Source organism: Bartonella sp. W8151 (assembly GCF_016100385.1).
Lineage (GTDB): Bacteria > Pseudomonadota > Alphaproteobacteria > Rhizobiales > Rhizobiaceae > Bartonella > Bartonella apis.
Genome location: NZ_JACFSO010000001.1, coordinates 386,177 through 408,671 on the forward strand (window position 1 = coordinate 386,177; position 22,495 = coordinate 408,671).

Below are 22,495 nucleotides of genomic sequence, written 5' to 3' on the forward strand. Positions count from 1 at the left end.
TTTTAGATGAGTTCTGTATTTTCCCCCCGCGAAATAGTTTCCGAGCTTGATCGCTTTATTATCGGACAAAAAGATGCCAAGCGTGCCGTTGCTATAGCATTGCGCAACCGTTGGCGCCGCCAACAGCTTAAAGGCGAAATGCGCGAAGAAGTGATGCCGAAAAATATTCTAATGATCGGGCCAACCGGTGTTGGCAAGACCGAAATTGCACGGCGTCTCGCAAAACTTGCAGGTTCACCTTTTGTCAAGGTTGAAGCCACCAAATTTACAGAGGTCGGCTATGTCGGCCGTGATGTCGAACAGATTATTCGTGATCTGGTTGAAGTGGCAATCAATCTTGTCCGTGAAAAAAAACGCGAAGCTGTGAAAGCCAAAGCCCATATCAACGCAGAAGAACGTGTTCTGGATGCGCTGGTTGGTAAAACTGCAAGTCCCGCAACCCGCGACAGTTTCCGCAAAAAATTGCGTGAGGGCGAGCTTGATGACAACGAAATTGAAATTGAAGTTGCCGATACCAGCCCGAATAATGCGCCTACATTCGATATTCCAGGCATGCCGGGCGCACAAATGGGCATTATGAATTTGTCCGATATTTTCGGTAAAATGGGTGGACGCACCAAAACGCGGAAAACAACAGTCAAAAATGCATTCAAACCATTGATCGAAGATGAATCCGACAAACTTCTCGATCAGGATCAGATTGTTCAGGAAGCACTTCGTTCCACTGAAAATGACGGTATTGTCTTTATTGACGAGATCGACAAGATTGCAGCGCGTGAAGGTGGCCTTGGTGCCGGTGTTTCGCGCGAAGGTGTGCAGCGTGATCTGTTACCTTTGATTGAAGGAACAACGGTTGCTACCAAATATGGTCAAATCAAAACCGATCATATTCTGTTTATTGCTTCCGGTGCGTTTCACGTATCGAAACCTTCGGATCTCTTGCCTGAACTTCAGGGGCGTTTACCGATCAGGGTCGAACTTAATGCGCTCACACGGGAAGATTTCCGCCGCATTCTTACGGAAACTGAAGCCAGTCTTATCAAGCAATATATTGCTTTGATGGCAACCGAAAATGTGACGCTCGAAATTACCGATGATGCCATTGATGCTCTGGCCGATATAGCAGTGGATTTGAACTCTACTGTAGAAAATATCGGTGCCCGCCGTCTGCAAACAGTGATGGAACGCGTTCTTGATGAAATTTCCTTCACAGCTCCTGATAAATCGGGAACAACCTTCAAGGTTGATGCAGCTTATGTCAAGAAAGCCGTAGGTGACCTTGCCGCCAATGCCGATTTGTCGCGGTTTATTCTGTAATCTTAAAAGAAACAGATTGCATTTAATCTATTAAAACAGCCCTTCGGGGCTGTTTTTTTTGGATATATCGTCGTTTACGACACTATCGGCCATTTATGACAATTGAAGAAGCGAGATCATTGTCAGACTTGCGGTTGCCAGAATGATGATGGATATGAAAGCTGTCAGGACAACCCGTGGACCGGATTTTTTCAAAGCCTTTATATCAACACCCAGTCCTAAAGCGGCCATTGAAATGACTGTCAAAATTTTTGCCAGAAAAGCCATGGCGTCGAGTGCCAATTGCGGAATGATAGCGCAGGAATTGGCAAGCAAAAGAATGACGAAGCCGATAATGAACCACGGCACTATTTTGCTGAATTTGAGTTTGGTGTTGGCACCGAGGCCGTAAATGAGGCCGATCACGAATATTACCGGCCCAAGCATCAAAACCCTGACGAGTTTGACAAGTGTTGCTGTCTGCACACTGATAAGTGATACAGGTGCAGCCGCAGCCAAAACTTGCGGCACTGCATAAACAGTCATACCGGCAAGAACCCCGTATTGTGTAAAGCTTAAGCCCGCTAAGGGGACTGCAAGTGGCAAGACCAGAATGACAACAATACCGAGTGCGGCTGTAAAAGCGATTGATGAAGCCACATCCGAGCCTTCTGCCTTGATGACCGGTGCGACAGCGGCAATGGCCGAATTTCCACAAATCGAATTGCCACAGGCCACAAGCAATGCGAGACGTGGGCCGAGGCCGAAAAGTCTGCCGATTGCATAGGTTATGGCAATTACACAGGCCACAATAACGACAATACCGACAAGCAATCCGAAACCGGCAGCAACGACTGCGCTCACGCTGATACTTGCACCCAATAGTACAACCGCGCATTCAAGAAGGATTTTTGCAGAAAATCCGACCCCTTCCGCATATTGGGATGGAATGCCTTTGACTGTCCGGATAATTGCGCCGATCAGTATAGCAAGAACCAGACTTTCAAGCCAGGCCTCGCCGAAGATGAGTTTTTCAAGCTTTTCCAGAACAATGGCAACAGCCGAAATAACCGCGCATAATATGATGCCCGGTGCAAAACGAAAGAAAATTGCCTGAACTCGGCTAGCCATATTGAAATATCCTTTTTTTAAAATCTGCTAGCGCTGTTTAATCATGTAATCAATTTTCAAATATGTTATGAATTATTCGATTTGATCGAACATTGGCACGGCAATGATTACATTTGAACAGATGCGGATATTTCTGGCTGTCGCCGAACGCGAGCATTTGACCGAAGCGGCGAAAGCACTTTTATTGACGCCTTCTGCCGTTTCCAGTGCCATCCACATGATTGAAGAACATTATCAGGTGCGTCTTTTCAATCGCATTGGCCGACGTATCCAGTTGAGTGATGCGGGTTCTGTCTTCGTGGAAGATTGCCGCCACACATTGGCGCAAGTCAAAGTCGCGGAAACAACTTTGCGTGAATTTAGCGGTCTCAAACGTGGAGCGCTCGGTCTCTATGCGAGTCAGACAATCGCAAATTATTTTTTGCCACCGGTCATTGCACAATTTCGCAATTTATATCCGGCGATAACGGTTAAAATGTCGATCGGTAACACCGAACAGGTCGAAAATGCTGTTCTATCAGGCCTAACAGATATCGGTTTTGCCGAAGGGACCATAAAAAATGAAAGCCTTCATCGTCAAAAAGTAGCTGATGACGAATTGTTCATTGTTGCCGCAAAGAACCATCCTCTTACAAATAAGCCGTCGGTGAAGTTTAAGGATATTTCGGCGTTTCCGTGGATTTTGCGTGAAAAGGGTTCGGGAACACGGGCCATTTTCGAGCAGGCGCTTTCAAACCATGGTTATGAACTGGCCGCTCTTGATGTGATGCAGACTTTCCCGTCGAATGAAGCGGTGCTTTCGGCAGTAGCGGCATCAAATGCTCTGACCGCCATTTCAAAACGTGCAGTTTCGGCTTTGCTTGCCGCAGGACTCGTTGAAAGGTTGAATTTTTTATCCGTAAGACGAGATTTTTTACTGTTACTCAATCCGCAACGCTTCAAAACCAAAGCAGTTGGTGCTTTTATTGATTTGCTTGATGGCTGATTTTATAAAACCGACAAGCAATAAGGTTAAAACAATGTGGGAAAGAAAACAGTCAGACGAACAATGAACTGCCGGATGGGACCGATGATGAAGAAAACTCTTATGATGCTTTTTTTGGGGTGCTCGTTCTTGATGCTGACACATGCCGATGCGTCGAAACTCAATGATGTTCTTGATATTAAAACATTACGTGTTTGCACCACTGGTGACTATAAACCTTATAGCTTTTTGAAAACTGACGGTACCTATGAAGGCATCGACATTTCCATGGCGCATTCTCTGGCCAAATCGCTTGGTGCCGAGGTAGAATTTGTGCAAACAAGCTGGAAAACGCTGATGGCGGATTTCCTTGATGACAAATGCGATATTGCAATGGGCGGGATTTCCATTTCGCTTGCCCGCCAACAACAGGTTTATATGTCGGAACCACTTGGAGTGGATGGCAAAATTCCGTTTGTACGTTGTGAAGACGCTAAAAAATATAATACGTTAAGTGCACTTAACCAAAAGACTGTTCGTGCGATCGAACCCGCTGGCGGAACCAATGAGGCGTTTGTCAGAAAATATATGCCAAATGCAAAACTCGAGCTTTTTCATGACAATACGACGATTTTTAAAAATCTTGTTGATAAAAAAGCCGATGTCATGATTACCGATGCATCCGAAGCTCTTTATCAAAAACGGTATTATCCGACATTATGCGCCGTCAATCCGGAAAAGCCTTTGGAGTTTTTCGAGAAGGGCTACATGCTTCCGAAGGGCGATATCAGTTGGAAACTTTATGTCGATCAATGGTTGCATTTGATGCAGAAAAATGGCGAATATAATGCAATTTCCGCCCATTGGCTGAAGGCGGATGATGTAAAACATCATGATAAAAAACATGCTCCAACCAAACATAGCCACTAATTTTAACGCACCGGAATGGAATTAGTGAGACCGCCAAAAACAATGCCCCATTGTTTTGCCAAACGGGTTCATATCATTTGGTGCGTTTTTAAAAATCTGTCAATAAATCAAGTAAGTTCGTTAGGCGGTTTCAGTTGCTACAAGCGGATGAATATTAAATAGCTCTAAAATGTCAAAAAACGGAAGCATTTTACGGCCTCCGTTTCTTGAACTTTAGTTTATGGGCAAAATACATTTCTGCCTTTTATAGGTATTGTTTCAGCCCACAATTTTTTTGGCTGGGAATAATAAAAATACGCGTGTTTCATTGCTCGCACGGTCAACCACAGCATTATCGGCAACTTTCGCTCCAACACGCAAGCAATAGCGCAGCATGGGCGGAAGCGAAGAAAATGCTTCATCGGGCTTGATTGCCTCTTCCGGCATAATATCCATGGTCACACCATGGGCAGCACGCAAATGAAGTCCGGATTGTGACCGGCAAAAATGATAGAGATAGGAAAGTTCCAGAGCATGTGCGGCAGGATAGCGGCTGTCGAATGCGAGACTTCCAATGACATAATCGACATTCTGGAGCTGGCAGAAGTGCGAAATCGCCTGCCATAAAAGGCCTTGGGCACGATGTGCCTTCGATTTGTCAAAGCATTCAAAAGGAGCGATTGCCAAAATCACCGGTGAAGTCTGGCCGCCTTCGACTTCGAAACTGTCACCGAGACTCGTCCCGTCAAGATTTTGATTGGCACCTAGAACATTTGTAAGTGTCATGTGGCAACTTGCAACAGGATTTTGCGGGTGTGCTTTATCATTGACAACCATCACCCATTCGTCACGATCATCCGTTACATTTTTTTGGGCTGATGCCGGAACCGTTTGTTCAAGGTCACCAGAGACTTTCCGCAGACGGGCTTCCAAAGAACTGAATGTTGCAAGTAAGAGGGAATCGCTCATATCGCAACTTTCATTATCCGGTGTTTTCAGAACTGTCCTTGCACAAGCTGTCATTTCAATGCTCCTTATTGAAGCGCTGTTGATTTAAAATCAATCAACATCATGTTCTGTTGTCGATTTAGAACTTTCTTGGTGCATGACAATGACGGGAAAGTGATTTTTTCAAGGCAATTCACAATCGCCCTGAAATAGGATTAATAATTGGTAAATATAGACTTTTTTCTATGTTTATAAGAGCTTGAAACGGGTTAGCCGGTTAAGAACCGCAATTTTATTTCTGTCAAAAAAATGGCAAAGGCAGATGTTAGAGGGCGGATGTATCAAAAATGGATATGATTTTTATCCTTTTTAACCGCTAATGGATAAAGGCTGATGACAATCGAAACAGCTTTGTCGTAACCATTTTGGGAAAGACGGGGCTGATTAATTTGAAAAAAGACGGGTTTATCGAAAAGGACGTTTTTCAACAAGCTTTAGGAAAAAGTAGCCCATCCGTTTCGAATTATTTTTGTTTTAGCGGAAGTCTCGGCAGATTAAAGACGCTGATAATATCGTCTTGGTAAAGAATTGTTATTTGAAGTGTAAACAAGAGAGCGGATGATTTTGGTAAAAAGCGCGAGCCAAAGTGTTTTTCGGCTTTAAGAAAATGCAAATGAAAAGCTGCTTACGAGCGTTCTAAGATTTTCAAGTCCATAAAAGGGGGACGCAACGAGCCTGATTGCGTAGTTGAAAATTCTAGTCTGCTTTTCGCTTTTCCCTTTTCCAGTGCAGCAATTCATCCAGTACGATCAGGACAGCGCCGACCGTTATGAAACTGTCAGCAAGGTTGAAAATAGCAAACGAGAAAACACCGTTGATATGGAAAGAAATGTAATCAATGACATAGTGAAAACGTATGCGGTCAATGAGATTGCCGATGGCTCCACCGATCACCAGCAGGAAACCAAATCGCGACAGTGATTTTTCAGGACCGGCGTTTTTCCATAACCAGATAACGAAGCAGATAATGCATAACGTCAATGCAATCAGCCCCCAATCGGAGACTGATGACAACATGGAAAAAGCAATTCCGGGGTTGCGGGCGTGATAAAGTGAAAGAAATGGCAAAAGGTCGATTTCTTCCCCGACTTCCAATGTATTCACCACCCAATATTTGATCAATTGGTCAAGACCAACTGTGATGATAAGCCCCACTATAAGTGTGATGAGGGATTTTGCCTTCATGAACGGGCCTCGCGCGGGTCAAGTGTCAGGTTATGACGGCGGATTTCATAAAGCATGACACCGGTTGCCACAGCTAGATTGAGTGAATCGGCGCGTCCCGCTTGCGGAATACGGGCAAGTTGATCGCAACTATCGGCAAGATTATCCGGAAGGCCTTGTTGCTCGTTGCCCATAAAAAGAATGATAGGTCCCTTTTTATAGTCGATTGTGCGGTAATCAACGGAACCTTTTAAGTGTGTACCGATGATTTGGCCGTGAAATCCGGTGCGCCATTTTAAAAACTCGTCAGCACTCATTTTAAAAAGCGGAAGAGCAAAAATAGACCCCATGGTTGCGCGTACTGTTTCAAGCGAGTAGGGGTCGGTTGTATCACCAACAAGGATAAGTCCTTTTGCCCCGACTGCATCGGCTGTACGAATAATGGTCCCGAGATTGCCGGGGTCACGAATGCGATCGAGTGCAACATAGACATCTTCTCCCTTGGCGTTGAAGGTAGACATGTCACGCCAGCGTTGTTCGAAAACACCAACCACCATTTGCGGATTGTCGCGCCGTGTTACGGATTCCATAACTTTCTGGTTTGCTTCGATGATGAGACCACCGGAAGCTTTTGTGCGGGCTGCGGTTTTCTCGATGAGCGGGTTACCTAGCCCTGCTTTGGAAAACAAAAGTGTGCGTATTGTCCAGCCGAGATCAAGAGCATCAATGATGAGCTTCAGCCCTTCGGCCATAAAAACGCCCTCACGATCGCGGTTTTTTTTGAGTGACAAGGATTTCATATCCTTGATGATCGGATTGGCGAGCGAGGTAATTTCTTTAACCTGACCGTGTTGTCTTTGTGTTGTCATTTTAAAAAATCCAGCGGCTAAAAAGAGAAGTCGAAAGCGCCCTTTTTGCCTTTTCTTCACGCAAAATAAGTTCACCCGATTCGATAAGTCCGCCAAGGCCGGTAAATTCATCACGCATCAATTCATGGATTGCAAAAAATGAGGCGCGAATTGAATAGGCAGTCAATATCACGGCAATCGGGGTGTCGGATAAAATAGCGCGGCATCCTTTGACCATTTCGGGCAAATGATCGAAAAGTTGCCACACCTCGCCATGGGGCCCGCGCCCGTAAGCCGGCGGATCAAGTAAAATAATATCGTAATGTTTGCCGCGTCGCCCTTCGCGTTCGACAAATTTCATCGCATCATCACAAATCCAGCGAATGGGGCGATCTGTCAAATGTGCAACTTCCTGATTTTCTTTGGCCCATAAAATAGCTTTTTTGGATGCGTCGACATGGGTGACCTCGGCTCCTGCTCTTGCCGCAATAAGCGAGGCAAGACCGGTATAGCCGAAAAGGTTCAACACCCTGACCGGACGATTTGCTTTTTTAATAAGTTCTTCCATAAAACGCCAATGGGCATCCTGCTCGGGAAAGACCCCGACATGACGAAATGAGGTAAAGCGGCCGAGAAATGACATTCCATCCCATGTCAATGGCCATGTTTCGCCAAGTGGCTGTTTTGGAAAATTCCAGCGCCCCATCCCTTCTTCATCGGTATTTCCGGTAAAAATCGCATCAACATCCTGCCAATCTTTTTCACTTAACGCGGGTTGCCATAAAGCTTGCCCTTCAGGCCGGATAATGCGCAAATTTCCGTAACGCTCGAGTTTCAAGCCATTACCGCTATCAATCAATGCATAATTTTCGCTTGCAGTTGTTTCGAGAATGACCGGCAGTTTTTCTTCGGGCCTTTTCCCCAACGGGCGAGGTAAAAAGCGGTTTTTCACCTGCGTTGTGTTTCCACCCTTGTCTTCGCGTAGTACCTCTTTAGCTGATTTCACAGCGGCGTCCGGTGTGTGGGCTTTATGAAATTTCCCTGAATTGTTGATGCGCATAGCTTTGCGTCTTTCAGGCCTGTCTAACGTTTCAGAGGCCTTTTTCGGACTATAGGGAGCACTGTTGCGTGATATTTTAGATCCGCGCTTCTTTTCTTTTGGGTGTTGTGCTTTCACAATCGGGCGTTTTCCATAAATTTCAGGATGTTCTTTGCTTATAAAACATCTTTTTCAAAAAGGTATATTTTTCTTGCACGCTCTAAAACCGGTTTCGGCTAAAGAACAACGCATTCCACTATCAAAACGAATAAAGATTCCGGCAAAATAATCGTTCTTCATTTTGCTTATGCGGTTTAGTGAGAATTGGACGGTAAGCTGATAGTCCCGTTTTTATTGTCGCAAATATTCGAAAACAATCGATAACGATCACCCAAAAAAGCGAGCAAAAAACAATAAAATATTTGCATAAAATTATTGATAAGCCAAACGCTTATAATCTAGGTCATTCAGTTCAAGGGCGCCGGTTACAATTTTAAAAAAATTGTTGAATACAGAAAGCAGATGAATGAAAAAATTCTACTTTGCCCGACGGGGCTTAATATTCAGGAATGGTCAACGACTGTAAGATCTGTTTTAGTCAAATCCGGTTTCTTAGACATATCCATTTTAAGCCCTTGCAGTTCGGTTTGCGTGTCTTTCAGAGCTTTGCGGAAGCGATGTTGGGTAAGCCAGACTGTTATTCCGCCGATAATAATACCGATTGCAAGTGCAAGAAAAAGCCAGACAAACAACGGAGCGTGATAAACAAGACTGGTGTCCGTTGTGTCAAAAGGATTGAGGCTTAAAGCAACGCTCGCCCGATTGGCGATGATAAAAGCAATCAGGATGATGCCAACCGGGATCAGTATTATCAAACTAACAATCTGTTTCAGATTCATGATTTCACTCGTTGTTCAAGCGGTCACGCAATTCTTTACCTGTTTTAAAAAACGGAACCCATTTTTCTTCAACCGAAACCGTTTCTCCTGTGCGGGGATTGCGACCGGAGCGCGCTGGACGGTTTTTAACCGAAAAAGCCCCGAATCCGCGCAATTCTACGCGATTCCCCTCAGCCAGAGCCGTGGATATTTCATCAAATACAGCACTGACAATATTTTCAATATCCCTTTGGAAAAGATGAGGGTTACGGTTAGCGATAATTTGCACAAGTTCCGATTTAATCAAAACAGCCTCCAATTTTGATCGGCTTGGTGACAATGACCCGTTACAAAATCAAGGCTCATAACGATTCGTTGATTTTATAATCCCATGTCTGACAGGCATTTCGAATTCCGTTTCAAAAATTCTGCCAGTTGTCCTTTGCCATTCACTATAATATTCAATTGCTGTGATAGTTTATTGTCTGTCTATTGCATTTCGTCAACGCTGTTTGATCAAAAAATTATTCAAGACCGTTAAAAACCGTTGAAAAAAAAAGCGTTTTTGCCTGTTTTGTTCAGATTTACACGTTTTGTTGTCGTTCTATTTAATAACAAGGTCGTTTAATGAAAAGTTGAATGGCGGGTACAATTGCTCTAAATATTGAACTGGTATATGGGAACTTCGTCTAGGCGATTGTTTTTATCAAACTCGAAAGATTGTTAGGGGTAGAATGGACGACAGTTCAGAAATATTTTCACCGAGCTATAAATCTGACGCTGTTTTTGATGCCGCACGTCGTCATTCAGTGCGCGTCCATATATTGAAGTTTCTGCTGCCGGTGGCAGCCATTGTTATTGCACTGATTTTTTCCTGGTTTACGTTTTTTGCTACCCCAAGCACGAGTGATCTTGTCGTTTTAAATGGCGATCAGGGCAGTGGCGGACAATTGACAATGACTGATCCGAAGCTTGAAGGTTACACATCGGCCAATAAGCCCTATTCTTTGAAAGCCAATAAAGCCATTCAGGACCCACATCACCCCGGTATGATCGAATTACAACAGATTGCCGCAACTCTTCCCTTGGGGCAGCGCGGGGAAGCGGCGGTCAATGCGGTGGGTGCATTTTATGATAATGTCAACGGGCGACTGCAATTCGACAAACCCTTTGAGGTTAAAACAAATGATGGAATGGTGGCAAAACTCGAAGCTGCTGATGTCAACTTGTCAACCAGCCAGTTGAGCACAGATCAACCGGTTGATATTCGTCGTGGCGGGCAACATTTGAAGGCAAACGGTTTACAAATACGTGATAATGGACAAGTGTTGTTTTTTAATCGTGGTGTCAGTCTTGTCATTGACAACGCAAATGCGCAATAAGGAACGAAAGACCCCTGCCTTTTGAAATGAGCAGTGTCGCGTTTATTTGAGGATTGTAAAATGAAGCCTTTAAAGCAGTATTTTTCTAACCTTGGTGCAGTGATGGCAACAGGATTGGCTTTCATGAGCCTCGGGCAAACGCCTTCATTGGCTCAACAGACGAATTTCGGTGTCAATCTTTCCGGCGGAAAAGAGCCGGTGGAGCTCAACGCTGATAATCTCGAAATGCGTGACAAAGACGGCGTTGCAATTTTTACCGGTAACGTTTCGGTTGTTCAGGGCGACCGGATTTTGCGGACATCGAAATTGATAGTCCATTACGCCAAGGCACCTGAAGACGCCAATAAAGACAAGACAGATGCATCAAGCAACACTGCCTCCGGTCAGGCAAAAGGGGATGCTGCCACCAAAACAGTAGGTGCCGGTGGTCTCGGTTCGACGGGTGTTGAAAAAATGGAAGCATCCGGCAAAGTCTATATCAAAACGGCAACACAGGTTGCGACCGGTGATGAAGGTGTTTTTGACGGCAAATCGAAATTGATGGTTCTGACAGGAAAACGCGTCATTTTGGCAGATGGTGATAATGTGGCGACCGGTTGTAAATTGACTGCCCACATGGATACAGGCAAAGCTTTTCTCGAAAGCTGTAAATCCGCGGGTCAAAATGGTCGGGTATCGATCATTATGAATCGCAACGAACAAAACGGAAAATGAGCGTTTTATGTCACAAAGTGATTCGCAAATGGCTTTTGAAGAAATAGCCTATGAAGATGGTTCGGGTAAAAGCCTCAAAGAACGCCTCAAAGGGACACTCGTTGCTCGCGATCTGACAAAAACCTATCGGGGGCGCAAAGTTGTCAAAGGTGTTTCTTTTGGCGTGCGCGCCGGAGAAATTGTCGGCATTCTTGGCCCCAATGGAGCGGGTAAGACAACATGTTTCTATATGGTCACAGGACTTGTCGAAGTTGATGGCGGCAGCATTGAAATTGATGGTTTTGATGTGACCGACATGCCGATGTACCGGCGTTCACGTTTGGGCATTGGCTATCTGCCTCAGGAAGCTTCCATTTTCCGCGGGCTTTCGGTGGAAGACAATATCAAGGCGGTTTTGGAAGTCGTCGAAAAAGACCGCAAAAAGCGTGCCGAAGAACTTGATGCGCTTCTTGATGAGTTCAAGATTGCGCATTTGCGCAAGAGTCCTTCTCTCGCTCTTTCCGGTGGTGAAAGACGGCGTCTGGAAATTGCCCGTGCACTCGCTTCTCGCCCGAACTTCATGCTGCTTGATGAACCTTTTGCCGGTATTGACCCGATTGCGATTGCCGACATCCAACAATTGGTGCGGCATCTTAAAAGCCGCGGCATTGGTGTTCTTGTGACCGACCACAATGTGCGTGAAACATTGGGGCTTGTTGACCGTGCCTATATCATCCACGATGGTCAGGTTTTAACCCACGGCCAACCGGACGATATTGTTACCAATGCGGATGTCCGCAGACTTTATCTCGGCGATCAGTTTTCTCTCTGATTTTTCAATATTTATGTGAAATAGGCGAGATGTCGGCGCCGGACGTATCAAGGCATCTTCTGTTGCTTGATCTTCGTGTTTTCTAAACAACGTCGGATAATTAACAGCCTTAGTGGACGCGGCTTGTCCATGTTTTTATTCATCATGAATGGGGTTTTGATAACTTATTTCCGATGTTGGTAATATCGAATAGCCGTGCTTCATATTTAGCACACTTGAAAGATACGGGCGCGGGTGTCGAATATAAATTGCATCAAAATATATAGAATATATTTATGGTTTTGAAATTTTAATTAAAATTATAACAAAATATAATATAAATAATTTTTATTTTATAAAATAAAAATAATAAAGGTTATTAAACAAATTTGTATTAATTTATTTATATATAAAAATTCTTAAAATATTTTATAGTATAAATATATTTTTGTGTTTTTGCGTTTTTACTTTCATGTCAGAACAAGTGAGAAGGGGGACAATGAGGGTTGAAAGGGTGATTTACTGCGCTCGAGCGTTTTTATTATAATCCATGTATCAAGCAGCTTTTAACAAAAACGTGTTCATACGGAATAATGTCGAGGCATTTATTGCAGACGACAACTAAATTCGATAACCGGTAAGATACAAAAATTGTTGAAAATGAAAGCAAGGATTGAAGCTTTCGACTTTTTATCATTTTTTTATTGACAAGCAAGGATCATACCAGTTTCGGTAGGGAATAGATTTTTTTAAAATATCACGTCGAAGTTTCAAACTTCGGTTGGTTGTGTGTGATGTTCATTGGCCGTTTCGCGAGGGGTCCATCGGGGAGGAATTAAGGTTATGGCGCTATCACCGTCATTCAAGCTACGTCAATCACAATCTCTGGTGATGACGCCCCAGCTGATGCAATCAATCAAACTTCTCCAGATGACTGCAGGTGAACTTGAGCAATTTATTGAAGAGGCGCTGGAAAAAAATCCGTTACTTGAACGATCGGATGCAGACGATTGTGAGGGAGACACGGATCTCCATGCCGAAAGCGGACAAGAGACTGGAAAATTCGATTTAAGTGAACAAATTCCGGAAGAAAAAGCCGCCAACGATCAGGATACATTTGAAACATTTGATTCCGAAACGCTTTCCAACATGTTTGACGGCGCCGATGAGGCTGTTTCTTTGCATAACCAAACGACTGATAGAAGTTCGGGAAGAGACTATTCATCCGACTTTATAGGCATGGACAATTGGGACAAACCGGCGACAAAAGCTTTGGCAATTGGAGATGTCAACTTTTTTGAAACGATTGCAGATAAAACAAATCTACAGGATTTCGTTAGCGAGCAGATTGCCTTTGCCTTCAAACATAAAAATGAACACGATATTGCCTGTTATCTCGCTTGTGATCTTGATGAAGCGGGATATTTTACCGGTTCTGTCCAAAAAGTGGCGGAAGAATTTTCAGTGCCTGAAGCACTGGTTTTAAAAGTTCTGAAACACCTTCAACAATTCGATCCCCCGGGAATATTTGCGACCTCGCTTTGTGAATGCCTTTCATTGCAGCTTGAACGAAAAAACCGCCTTGATCCGGCAATCAGCGTTATTCTTGAAAATCTTCCGCTTTTGGCAAAACGTGATTTTACAATGCTTTCAAGGCTTTCCGGTCTTGATGAAAGTGAGGTTGTTGATATCTTGAAAGAAATTCGCAGTCTCGATCCCAAACCGGGAACGGCCTATAGCACATCAATGGCGGTTCCTGTTGCGCCCGATGTGATTGTTTCTGTGGATCAGAATGGCGAATTTGTTGTCGAGCTTAACCGCGCTTTAATGCCGAAGCTTGTGATTGATCGGGATTATGCAGTCAAAATAGGTAAAGGCGATATCGGTCGCAGTTTTATTAGCGATTGTGTTCAAAATGCAAATTGGCTGATCAAGGCGCTTGATCAGCGGGAACGCACGCTTATCACGGTAAGCGCAGAAATTGTTCGCCACCAGCAAGAATTTTTGCGTCGTGGCATTGCAGCTCTCAAACCCCTGACACTAGCGATGGTTGCCGAAGCGGTTCACATGCATGAATCAACCATAAGTCGCGTAACCGCAAATAAATATATCGCAACGCCTCGTGGTATTTTTGAAATGCGCAGTTTCTTTTCGGCGGCATTGCAATCAACAAATGGCGGCGAGCAATATGCGGCAGATGCGGTCAAGCAACGTATCCGTGACCTGATTGATGGCGAAAATGCAGATGACATTCTCTCCGATGATACACTTGTTCAGTTGCTCAAAAAAGAAAATATAGATATCGCACGTCGTACAGTGGCAAAATATAGAGAAGTAATGAATATTTCCTCATCAGTGACACGACGCAGAGAAAAGAAAGCAAAACTTGCAACAACTATAGATTGATTTAAGTCAATTGACTTATTGTTGATAACTGAATAGAAGCCCCTTTGAAAACGTGGTTTTTCCGTCATTTCGAGAAAAGGGCGTGCTTTGAGTTGCTTCCTCTTGAAGATGTCGTTAAACTGCAAAAATCACGAATTATGAACGAGGTTTATAATGAGCTTGCGCATTTCGGGAAAGCACATGGATATCGGTGACGCTTTCCGTACGCGGATTGAGGACCGGATCAACGATGCGATTTCAAAATATTTTGCCGGTGGTGTGACCGGACATGTTACCGTTGTAAAATCCGGTTCGCGTTTTTCGGCGGAATGCGTATTGCATCTAAGCTCTGGTGCAGTGTTGCAGACAACCGGTCAGGCACAGGATCCGCAAGGTGCTTTCGATGCCGCAGCAGAACGATTGGAAACGCGCCTTCGTCGTTATAAACGGCGTTTGAAATCACGCAGCAACAAGCAAAATGACAATGCGACTTTTGCCGAATATGCTTATCATATTATGGAACCGGTGCCGGATGAAGATGAAGGCTTGCCGGAAGACTACGCACCGACGATCGTTGCCGAAACGTCGATGGCTTTGCGCGATATGTCTGTCGCCAATGCAGTTGTAGAACTTGATTTGATGGATAATCCGGTTCTGGTATTCCGCAATGCTGCTGATGGTAAAATCAATATTGTTTACCGGCGGGCTGACGGAAATATCGGTTGGATTGACCCGTCATCCATTACCAATAAAGCTTGAATGAGGAATTCCCTTTTCTTCGACTTTCATAAAGTTTGATGTTAAGGGGAATGCTCCACGCCCTTTAATGCTCCGGACTTGGCCCTCAGGCTCGGGAAAGAATTGGGGATGGAAAAAAGGAAACCACATGGATCTCAGTGATTTGATAGCACCGGACGCAGTTATTCCCGCCCTCAAAGCAAACTCGAAAAAGCAGGTTTTGCAAATCATGGCGGATAAGGTCGCGTCTTTGACCGGTCTTGACGAGCGCACAGTACTAGATACGATTCTTCAGCGAGAAAAACTTGGTTCGACCGGTGTGGGAAACGGTATAGCTATCCCTCACGGCAAACTAGCCAATGTTGATCATATTATCGGGGTTTTTGCCCGTCTTGAAACGCCGGTTGATTTTGAAGCGCTTGATGACGAACCGGTCGATCTGGTTTTTTTGCTGCTGGCACCTGAAAGCGCCGGTGCCGACCATTTGAAAGCTCTATCCCGAATTGCCCGCGTTTTGCGCGACAATGATATGGTTCAAAAATTGCGCAACACCCATGATGCGGCAGCCATCCATACTTTTCTTACGCAGCATCCGGCGGCTTCGAACGCTGCATAATCTATCTTACTTGTGCCCGCATGAGGTTGAAATGCGGGTATTCTATTCCTGTCACTTCAACCGGTTTTCGCCGGTTATCTTGAGTTGACCGGCGGGGATACGGCTGATAGGCTTTCTGTCGTCGGATTTTCATTCAGTTGTTCGGCGTTTTTCAATAGCAGGATAAAATAATGACCTCTTTGGCTCATCAGAATGATGATCGGTTTCGCGAGCCGGGTATAGCCGCACCACTTACCTTCCTCATTATGTTTGTTATTTTCATCTATGGTGCATTGCTGGTTGGTCTGCTCGGGATCTCGAACTGGATTATTCATGCATGGAATTTGACATTTTTTATTGATCTCGGAAAATTTGGTGTATTTCTTCTGGCCATTATTATACCGGTTTTGTGGGCAGTTATTGTGGGCATCTGTGCCAGCATTCCCTATTATATTTTGCGCGCGCGCGGGCACTATCTTATGGCGTCGAAAGTCGCAACGATTATTGTTCTTGCAATGTTTCATATCTTTGCTTTGCCTTGGATTCTTTGGCCAATGGTGCGTCGCGGTTCGCCAAAATTACGTCGTAAGCGCATTGAAAAACTGCGCCAGATGGTGAGAGATGGAAAGATGAAAGACCGGCTGGCCGAACGCCATCAGCGTCTGGTGGCTCGCGGATACCAATTTTCATGAACCGGTTTTAAGGCTTTTGGCAGGTCTTACGGTTTTTGGCTAGCTCCAAATAACAGGGCTCAAAAGAGACGATAGAAAACGGCATTCTGAAACGGCGACACGATCAGATATGCTTCAATTCTATAAGAATGGGAAATAGCTTTTATCAGCTTTGTAGACTGGAACATAGGGGCATGACAAAGCATCATGTCGAGTGATCTTTAGGCTAAAATAGTTCAAGCTTGGAAAAGTATATCGGGTGCGCTTTAAAAAAAGATTTGCTAATCGATAAAATAAAAACCGGCGATATAAACGAGTAAAATTCAGCCTAAAAAAACCGGGTTTGCATGTTTTGCAAAGCCCGGTCGAACGGCGTAGTCGCGAAGCCTAGTTGTTTTTGAGGCTTGCCAATGAGCGGCGATTATAGCGACGCGGTGTGATACACCAGTAAACACCGCCAGAAACCAGAGAAGCTATAAGATTGATGACAGTTTCACCAAATGAAAGAGCCATTCCGCTCAGCCATAGAGAGATGAAATAAAGAATGGCGGCTACGAGGGCTGACAATAAATAATAGTGCATTTTGTAGAAATGGCGGTGTTCGCCATAGATAATTGCCAAAATGAAGACAACACCCACAATGAGGAAATGGGGCGGAACTGCGTAGAGAGGATTGTTTGGCGATAACAGATCGTGCAACGTTATATCATGCTCGAGTAAAAGAACCGTCAAGCCGATTTGTACAATCATGAATGCAGCTTCGGCAAAGATACAGCCGACTAAAATCCATGTAATGTGAAATGCTGTAATACTTTTCATGTCACTTCCTATTCGAGCCACCATTTTCAGTCGCCATGTCCGGCAATCATCATGGCTTCAAGTTTTAACCGTTCCGATTTTCTTAAACGTTCCGATTGTGATTTAAGTTGCCCGCAAGCGGCAAGAATATCGCGCCCGCGCGGTGTCCTTATCGGTGAAGCATAACCGGCCTGATTAATCAAATCGGCAAACCGTTCGATTTGTTCCCAATCGGAGCACTGGTAATTGCTTCCCGGCCAGGGATTGAAAGGGATAAGGTTGATTTTTGCCGGTATGCCTTTCAGAAGTTTGATCAGACCTCTGGCATCATCAAGGCTGTCATTGACATCCTTGAGCATGACATATTCGAAGGTTATCCGTTTTGCATTTGATAGTCCCGGATAAGCACGACAGGCATCAAGCAATTCGGCCAACGGATATTTTTTATTGATAGGAACCAGTATATCGCGCAATTCGTCGCGAACTGCATGAAGCGATATAGCAAGCATCACGCCGATTTCTTCACCGGTTTTGAAAATTCCCGGTACGACACCGGATGTCGACAATGTGATGCGACGTTTTGAAAGCGATAGCCCTTCACCATCCGAAGCAATAAGCAGTGCCTTTTTCACGGCCTCGAAATTATAAAGCGGTTCTCCCATTCCCATCATGACGATGTTGGTAATTTTGCGCCCCTCTGCCGGTACAATGGCACCGTCCGGTGTGTCCTTATCCGGAAAATCTCCGAGCCGGTCGCGGGCTATCAGCAATTGGCCAAGAATTTCTTCGGCTGTGAGGTTACGAACCAGTTTTTGAGTGCCCGTATGACAGAATGAACATGTGAGAGTGCATCCCACTTGCGAGGACATGCACAAAGTACCGCGGCCCTCTTCGGGAATGTAAACCATTTCGACTTCAACAGGTTTTCCGGCACCACGGGCGGGAAAGCGCAACAGCCATTTACGCGTGCCGTCGCGGGAAATCTGTTCTTCGACAATTTCCGGACGGGCAATGGAAAAATGCTTTTTCATTTTTTCACGCATGTCTTTGGAAATATTGAACATGTCATCAAAATTGGAAACACCGCGTACATATAGCCAATGCCAAAGCTGGCTCACGCGCATGCGTGTCTGACGTTCCGGTACGCCTATCTCCTGTAACGCGCTTGCCATTTCAGCGCGCGACAAGCCAATAAGGGATGCTTTTGTTTCATCCATTCTGGCAGGGCGCAAAAGCGAAGTCGCGCCAATAGGTCTAAGATCGTAGGATACGCTCATAGTTTCCAAAGCTCTGAATAAAGTTCTGTCTTGGCGGATTTAGCATAAAAGCAAGCCAACGTCACCACACTTATGCGCCATAAAACAAGCACTGCGCCATGACAATATCATGATGCAGTGCCTGAAACTGGTGAAAACTATAAAATTTATGTTATTTGCATTTCTGTGCAGCGTTGAGAGCTGCGGTAATTCCCTTCAGGGAATAGGTGTAACTTGTATTTGTTCCACGCTGGGAAACAGCTTTGACAGAAAGGTTGGAACCGTTTTTCATGGCTGCAACGAGCTGGCTTTCTGTGGCCGGTGAAGCCGCCCAGGCAGATGAATCCTTGGTGAAAAATTCAAAATTCTTGCCGTCGACGGAAACCGTGACTTTGTCCTTCAGGGCATAGCCTGCCATGAATTGCGGCTCATAAGTAACAGGATTGCCTGCGCGTTTGCTGACGAGGAAATAGTTGTCGCCATGGTTGACCGATTTGGGTTCCGCAGTGATTGGCGCGGAAAGCACGTAACATACTGTGTTGTTTCCGGATTTATAGGAATAGGCGCCCCATGCATCAAATTGGTTGATGCGTGTCGGAGTTTGTGCCGAAGCAGTTCCGGCAACAGCCATAATCATGACAGACGCAGCAACAAAAGTTTTTCCAAACATCGTATACTCAGCTCACTTTTTATTTTCGATTGGCAAAGCCATGTGGCTTCAAACCGGCGATTTTTTAAAAACCGGCATATCATTCTCACAATATACCGAAAGTTGTTACATGCAATTTTGACTAGTTTATGGTTACCAAAAGGTGAAGTTTTGTTCAAAAATTACAATTTCGCCCAAAAAAACTATTTTTCGGGTGTTTCAATCGGGGTTTTTTCCAATGCTTTGCGGGCTGCCTGATAATGCGCGTCGGTGATGTGGGAACGCACTGCCGAAATCGCGATTGTTAAAACAGCGATATCATCCGAGAAGCCGATAACGGCCAACATATCGGGAATGAGATCGAAAGGCATCACGAAATAAGCGAGTGCTGCAAGAAGAATGCCGCGTACACGTGTTGGTGTTTTAGGGTCGAATGCGCAATAATAACTGGCAACGATATCTTCCATAAAAGGAATGTGGCCAGCTGCTTTGCGAACTGTTTTCCAGAAAGCCGCACGTACTTTTGCCGCACGACTCTTTTGTGTCTTTTCTGATTCGGGCTTCAAAATTTTGTCGATTGTCGTTTTATCCATCTTAAAATCCCATCAGGAAAAATGTTCTTAAAGCACGCTTCATTAACAATGATAGAAGTAGGAAGTGCGTATAATTTTACAAGTTTCCGGTTTCAGGAATCCTTTGCATGAGGCATCTCGAAATAGACTTTTCAAAGGATATTCCAAAATTGAAGCGGGCAGTTTCTTTTGCAAAATCTCCCACTTGACTCTGATTTATGTTCGATTCCATAATAGAACAAAACAAGAACATTGTTGCGAGTCTTTTATGCCGGATATAACCCAGTTACGTCGCCTTGTTGCCCGCATGGAAGGAAAACCTGTCGCTTTTTCTATGGATGACAATAGAAAGGGCAAGGGAAAACACGCTCTTCCTGAAGGCTATTTTTATCTCGGGCATGAAATTGCCGATTTCGAGGCTGGTCCATTTCCTTCTTATGCTTTGCATGAAGTTATTTCCGGGCCTGCTGCCATGAATAGTGCAACCGGTTTTTCTCTCGGCCTTCTCAAACGCAATGAAAAGGCAAACTGCCCTTTTATCTGGCTGGAAGAAGAAAGCACAGAAATAGAATATGGCATTCCTTATCCTGTCGGTATTTCTGCTTTCGGGCTTGATCCGGCGCGATTTATTCTGGTGCGTTGTCCAAAGGCTGAAGATGTTTTGAAAGCGGCTGATGATGCATTGGCAACGTCTCGTGTCGGCGGTTTGTTGTTGAGCCTTTCGGGGGCCTGTCGGGCACTTGATTTTACAGCCACCCGACGTTTGCATCTGGCAGCAGAAAAAGCACATTCGCCGGTTGTTCTGGTGCTTGGCAAAGAAGCTTTGAAAAACAGCAACGCTGCCACACGTTGGCAAATCAAAGCAGCACCTTCTGAAAGTTCGGGTGCAAAAGCACCGGGATTAACAAATTATGATGTCACACTTTTGCGAAATAGAACCGGATATACCGGACATTGGCTGATGCAATGGAACATCCATGACCAGATTTTTACAAAACCCCAAGAAATACGGCATACACGACCGGCTCTATCTGGCACTCGCTTTTCTTCGCCTGCCGATAGACCGTCTGAAGACGGTTTTGCCGCCTGAAAAAACGCCGGATTTCACAAAACCTTTTGCTGTGGTCGGCCGTTCTGTACACGGACTTAGGCTCGTTCATATTAATGAGGCGGCTACACATGCCGGCCTTTATCCGGGGCTTTCTCTGGTTCATGCACGCAGCCTTTGTGAACGAATAGAAACGATTAATGAAGCAGAAGAAGCCGACAAGGACTATCTTCAATATCTCGCCCGTAATGCCGGACGGTTTACCCCGCTTGTTGCCTATAGCCTTCCCTTTGGTCTGATACTTGATGTAACAGGCTGCGATCATCTTTTCGGGGGGCCACAAAAAATGCTCGAAAAAGTGACCGCTTATTATAAGGGGCTTGGGCTTGAGACACTCTCGGCACTGACAATAACACCCGCAGCCGCACGGGCTTTTGCCCGTTTTGGCGTCAACCGTTTTGTCACAAAAGAAGATTTTGTTTTAACACTGGATCGGCTGAAATTACCGGCACTTGAAGCAAAGCCGGATGTCCAACTGGCACTTCGCCGTGCCGGCTTTCATTGTCTGAAAGATATTCAGGCGGTTTCACCAAAAGCACTGGCTGCGCGCTTTGGCGAGGTTTTGCCTGCCCGCCTTGATGCGCTTTATGGAAAAAGACAGGAACCGCTTTCATTCATAAATCCACCCCCGTCCCTTTATTTGTCATTACGATTGGAAGAGCCATTGATTGATGTAACAATGGTTGAAAAACAGTTTTTTGTTCTGGCAAAAGAATTTTTCAAGCGTCTGACGAAACTCGGTCTTGGATGTCTGATGGTAAACATCATTCTTTATCGGGTTGATGGGCATATTGACCGGATAGGCATCGAGACCGGTCGCCCTTTGAGCGACCCTAAACAATTTCTGTCGCTTCTTGAGGAACGGTTGAAAAGCTTGAAAACGCCGCTTGATGCGGGATACGGTTATGACACATTGGCTCTTTCGGTAAGTCGTTCCGCTCCCCTTCGCACCGTTCAGACCGGACTTGTCAATGACGATCTGGAACCGGCAGAAATCGGGCAACTGGTTGATCGGCTTTCAACCCGTTTGGGGGCAGATCATGTTCTGGTGGCTGGTACAAGAGAAAGTCATATTCCCGAATATGCAGCGTTTTGGGGGATAGCACAGCGTCATAAACCGCATACCGAAGCTTTGAAAGTTTTGGATGCGCAACTGAAGGCACAAGGATTTTCTCCTCTTCGCCCCAATCCTCCAGAACGCCCTATCAGGCTTTTTTGCCCGCCACAGCCTATTGATGTCATTGCCGCTTTGCCGGATGATCCGCCAGCTTCTTTTCGCTGGCGACGGGTTATCCATAAAATTCGCCTTGCCGAAGGGCCTGAACGCATCAGCGCCGAATGGTGGAAACATTCGAGCCCCGATCGTGATTATTATCGCGTGGAAGATGAAAATGGCGAACGTTTCTGGCTATTCCGTTATGGAGAATATCCGCAAACAAAATGGTTTTTACATGGTTTATTCGCCTGAAATCTTTCAGCTTCCAGAAATTTTTAAGGCAAGTTTACGCATTATGCGTTGGTTTTTGTTCTCTACCAGAAAGTTCGGTTTTGTGAAGAAGATGTCTTTTCGTCGGGCAAAAAAATCTTTTGGCCAAGAAAC

The 22,495-nt window shown here is 45.0% G+C and carries 23 protein-coding genes; 12 read left to right on the forward strand and 11 right to left on the reverse strand.

Features of this window, described 5'->3' with window-relative positions; genetic code table 11:
- Positions 1-6: 6 nt before the first annotated feature.
- On the forward strand, positions 7-1,317 hold the full coding sequence (gene hslU, locus H3V14_RS01800) for an ATP-dependent protease ATPase subunit HslU (protein WP_198214284.1): 1,311 nt from the start codon (positions 7-9) through the stop codon (positions 1,315-1,317).
- Between the two features lie 93 nt (positions 1,318-1,410).
- Here hslU and H3V14_RS01805 read toward each other — a convergent pair whose 3' ends face one another.
- Positions 1,411-2,427 (reverse strand): YeiH family protein, encoded by a 1,017-nt coding sequence (locus H3V14_RS01805; RefSeq protein WP_198226195.1) that lies wholly within the window; start codon positions 2,425-2,427, stop codon positions 1,411-1,413.
- 103 nt (positions 2,428-2,530) lie between these two features.
- Between H3V14_RS01805 and H3V14_RS01810 the strand changes: the two genes are divergently transcribed.
- The gene (locus tag H3V14_RS01810) at positions 2,531-3,412 is read left to right on the forward strand and encodes a LysR substrate-binding domain-containing protein (protein ID WP_198226196.1); all 882 of its coding nucleotides are present in this window, start codon (positions 2,531-2,533) and stop codon (positions 3,410-3,412) included.
- 84 nt (positions 3,413-3,496) lie between these two features.
- A complete protein-coding gene (locus H3V14_RS01815) occupies positions 3,497-4,321 on the forward strand; it encodes a transporter substrate-binding domain-containing protein (protein ID WP_246784924.1) in 825 nt (274 codons plus the stop codon).
- Between the two features lie 258 nt (positions 4,322-4,579).
- Here the strand turns inward: H3V14_RS01815 and H3V14_RS01820 are convergent, their stop codons facing one another.
- The 6 genes from H3V14_RS01820 to H3V14_RS01845 form a co-directional block, all read right to left on the reverse strand.
- Positions 4,580-5,323 carry a hypothetical protein gene (locus H3V14_RS01820; protein WP_198226197.1) on the reverse strand — a complete coding sequence of 248 codons (744 nt, stop codon included), beginning with the start codon at positions 5,321-5,323 and terminating at the stop codon, positions 4,580-4,582.
- A 681-nt stretch (positions 5,324-6,004) separates the two neighbouring features.
- Entirely contained in the window at positions 6,005-6,493 is a 489-nt protein-coding gene (lspA, locus tag H3V14_RS01825) for a signal peptidase II (protein ID WP_075869583.1), read from the reverse strand.
- A complete protein-coding gene (locus H3V14_RS01830) occupies positions 6,490-7,341 on the reverse strand; it encodes an RNA methyltransferase (RefSeq protein ID WP_198221571.1) in 852 nt (283 codons plus the stop codon). Before H3V14_RS01830 ends, lspA begins: the two co-directional genes overlap by 4 nt.
- Position 7,342: 1 nt before the next feature.
- Positions 7,343-8,326, reverse strand: coding sequence for an RsmD family RNA methyltransferase (locus tag H3V14_RS01835; protein WP_369522662.1), 984 nt, complete (start codon positions 8,324-8,326; stop codon positions 7,343-7,345).
- 596 nt (positions 8,327-8,922) lie between these two features.
- Positions 8,923-9,234 (reverse strand): lipopolysaccharide assembly protein LapA domain-containing protein, encoded by a 312-nt coding sequence (locus tag H3V14_RS01840; RefSeq protein WP_246784926.1) that lies wholly within the window; start codon positions 9,232-9,234, stop codon positions 8,923-8,925.
- Positions 9,235-9,262: 28 nt separating this feature from the next.
- Positions 9,263-9,544, reverse strand: coding sequence for an integration host factor subunit beta (locus H3V14_RS01845; protein WP_075869929.1), 282 nt, complete (start codon positions 9,542-9,544; stop codon positions 9,263-9,265).
- Positions 9,545-9,971: 427 nt separating this feature from the next.
- Between H3V14_RS01845 and lptC the strand changes: the two genes are divergently transcribed.
- From lptC to H3V14_RS01880, 7 genes are all read left to right on the forward strand, one after another.
- Positions 9,972-10,619: an LPS export ABC transporter periplasmic protein LptC gene (gene lptC, locus H3V14_RS01850; protein WP_075869586.1), complete on the forward strand. Its 648-nt coding sequence runs from the start codon at positions 9,972-9,974 to the stop codon at positions 10,617-10,619.
- A 60-nt stretch (positions 10,620-10,679) separates the two neighbouring features.
- Positions 10,680-11,333: an LptA/OstA family protein gene (locus H3V14_RS01855; RefSeq protein WP_198226199.1), complete on the forward strand. Its 654-nt coding sequence runs from the start codon at positions 10,680-10,682 to the stop codon at positions 11,331-11,333.
- A gap of 28 nt (positions 11,334-11,361) precedes the next feature.
- Positions 11,362-12,144, forward strand: a complete 783-nt coding sequence (gene lptB, locus H3V14_RS01860) for an LPS export ABC transporter ATP-binding protein (protein ID WP_143238510.1) — start codon at positions 11,362-11,364, stop codon at positions 12,142-12,144.
- Positions 12,145-12,966: 822 nt separating this feature from the next.
- A complete protein-coding gene (gene rpoN / locus H3V14_RS01865; protein ID WP_198226200.1) occupies positions 12,967-14,529 on the forward strand; it encodes an RNA polymerase factor sigma-54 in 1,563 nt (520 codons plus the stop codon).
- Between the two features lie 153 nt (positions 14,530-14,682).
- On the forward strand, positions 14,683-15,267 hold the full coding sequence (hpf, locus tag H3V14_RS01870; RefSeq protein WP_075915310.1) for a ribosome hibernation-promoting factor, HPF/YfiA family: 585 nt from the start codon (positions 14,683-14,685) through the stop codon (positions 15,265-15,267).
- Between the two features lie 127 nt (positions 15,268-15,394).
- Positions 15,395-15,862, forward strand: a complete 468-nt coding sequence (gene ptsN, locus H3V14_RS01875; RefSeq protein WP_198214274.1) for a PTS IIA-like nitrogen regulatory protein PtsN — start codon at positions 15,395-15,397, stop codon at positions 15,860-15,862.
- 170 nt (positions 15,863-16,032) lie between these two features.
- Entirely contained in the window at positions 16,033-16,533 is a 501-nt protein-coding gene (locus H3V14_RS01880) for a hypothetical protein (RefSeq protein ID WP_198214273.1), read from the forward strand.
- A gap of 366 nt (positions 16,534-16,899) precedes the next feature.
- Here H3V14_RS01880 and H3V14_RS01885 read toward each other — a convergent pair whose 3' ends face one another.
- The 4 genes from H3V14_RS01885 to H3V14_RS01900 all read right to left on the reverse strand — a co-directional run bounded on the left by H3V14_RS01885 (position 16,900) and on the right by H3V14_RS01900 (position 19,808).
- The gene (locus H3V14_RS01885) at positions 16,900-17,331 is read right to left on the reverse strand and encodes a hypothetical protein (RefSeq protein ID WP_075869592.1); all 432 of its coding nucleotides are present in this window, start codon (positions 17,329-17,331) and stop codon (positions 16,900-16,902) included.
- Between the two features lie 26 nt (positions 17,332-17,357).
- Positions 17,358-18,587 (reverse strand): 23S rRNA (adenine(2503)-C(2))-methyltransferase RlmN, encoded by a 1,230-nt coding sequence (gene rlmN / locus H3V14_RS01890; protein ID WP_198214272.1) that lies wholly within the window; start codon positions 18,585-18,587, stop codon positions 17,358-17,360.
- 151 nt (positions 18,588-18,738) lie between these two features.
- Positions 18,739-19,236 carry an invasion associated locus B family protein gene (locus tag H3V14_RS01895; RefSeq protein ID WP_198214271.1) on the reverse strand — a complete coding sequence of 166 codons (498 nt, stop codon included), beginning with the start codon at positions 19,234-19,236 and terminating at the stop codon, positions 18,739-18,741.
- Between the two features lie 182 nt (positions 19,237-19,418).
- The gene (locus H3V14_RS01900; RefSeq protein WP_198214270.1) at positions 19,419-19,808 is read right to left on the reverse strand and encodes a YkvA family protein; all 390 of its coding nucleotides are present in this window, start codon (positions 19,806-19,808) and stop codon (positions 19,419-19,421) included.
- Between the two features lie 247 nt (positions 19,809-20,055).
- On the opposite strand from H3V14_RS01900, the gene H3V14_RS01905 reads away from it, so the two are divergent.
- Both H3V14_RS01905 and H3V14_RS01910 read left to right on the forward strand, forming a co-directional pair.
- Entirely contained in the window at positions 20,056-20,877 is an 822-nt protein-coding gene (locus tag H3V14_RS01905) for an ImuA family protein (protein WP_075869596.1), read from the forward strand.
- Positions 20,765-22,363, forward strand: a complete 1,599-nt coding sequence (locus H3V14_RS01910) for a DNA polymerase Y family protein (RefSeq protein WP_198214269.1) — start codon at positions 20,765-20,767, stop codon at positions 22,361-22,363. The genes H3V14_RS01905 and H3V14_RS01910 overlap by 113 nt, the downstream gene beginning before the upstream one ends.
- Positions 22,364-22,495 lie beyond the last annotated feature (132 nt).

Excerpts from the sequence above, each read along its gene's own strand:
- H3V14_RS01805 (WP_198226195.1), bottom strand. The coding sequence starts at position 2,427 with ATGGCTAGCCGAGTTCAGGCAATTTTCTTTCGTTTTGCACCGGGCATC.
- H3V14_RS01895 (WP_198214271.1), bottom strand. The coding sequence starts at position 19,236 with ATGTTTGGAAAAACTTTTGTTGCTGCGTCTGTCATGATTATGGCTGTT.
- H3V14_RS01830 (WP_198221571.1), bottom strand. The coding sequence starts at position 7,341 with ATGACAACACAAAGACAACACGGTCAGGTTAAAGAAATTACCTCGCTC.
- H3V14_RS01910 (WP_198214269.1), top strand. The coding sequence starts at position 20,765 with ATGACCAGATTTTTACAAAACCCCAAGAAATACGGCATACACGACCGG.
- H3V14_RS01880 (WP_198214273.1), top strand. The coding sequence starts at position 16,033 with ATGACCTCTTTGGCTCATCAGAATGATGATCGGTTTCGCGAGCCGGGT.
- hpf (WP_075915310.1), top strand. The coding sequence starts at position 14,683 with ATGAGCTTGCGCATTTCGGGAAAGCACATGGATATCGGTGACGCTTTC.
- rlmN (WP_198214272.1), bottom strand. The coding sequence starts at position 18,587 with ATGAGCGTATCCTACGATCTTAGACCTATTGGCGCGACTTCGCTTTTG.
- lptC (WP_075869586.1), top strand. The coding sequence starts at position 9,972 with ATGGACGACAGTTCAGAAATATTTTCACCGAGCTATAAATCTGACGCT.
- H3V14_RS01885 (WP_075869592.1), bottom strand. The coding sequence starts at position 17,331 with ATGAAAAGTATTACAGCATTTCACATTACATGGATTTTAGTCGGCTGT.
- H3V14_RS01900 (WP_198214270.1), bottom strand. The coding sequence starts at position 19,808 with ATGGATAAAACGACAATCGACAAAATTTTGAAGCCCGAATCAGAAAAG.
- rpoN (WP_198226200.1), top strand. The coding sequence starts at position 12,967 with ATGGCGCTATCACCGTCATTCAAGCTACGTCAATCACAATCTCTGGTG.
- hslU (WP_198214284.1), top strand. The coding sequence starts at position 7 with ATGAGTTCTGTATTTTCCCCCCGCGAAATAGTTTCCGAGCTTGATCGC.
- H3V14_RS01810 (WP_198226196.1), top strand. The coding sequence starts at position 2,531 with ATGATTACATTTGAACAGATGCGGATATTTCTGGCTGTCGCCGAACGC.
- H3V14_RS01855 (WP_198226199.1), top strand. The coding sequence starts at position 10,680 with ATGAAGCCTTTAAAGCAGTATTTTTCTAACCTTGGTGCAGTGATGGCA.
- ptsN (WP_198214274.1), top strand. The coding sequence starts at position 15,395 with ATGGATCTCAGTGATTTGATAGCACCGGACGCAGTTATTCCCGCCCTC.
- lspA (WP_075869583.1), bottom strand. The coding sequence starts at position 6,493 with ATGAAGGCAAAATCCCTCATCACACTTATAGTGGGGCTTATCATCACA.
- lptB (WP_143238510.1), top strand. The coding sequence starts at position 11,362 with ATGGCTTTTGAAGAAATAGCCTATGAAGATGGTTCGGGTAAAAGCCTC.
- H3V14_RS01815 (WP_246784924.1), top strand. The coding sequence starts at position 3,497 with ATGATGAAGAAAACTCTTATGATGCTTTTTTTGGGGTGCTCGTTCTTG.
- H3V14_RS01905 (WP_075869596.1), top strand. The coding sequence starts at position 20,056 with ATGCCGGATATAACCCAGTTACGTCGCCTTGTTGCCCGCATGGAAGGA.
- H3V14_RS01820 (WP_198226197.1), bottom strand. The coding sequence starts at position 5,323 with ATGACAGCTTGTGCAAGGACAGTTCTGAAAACACCGGATAATGAAAGT.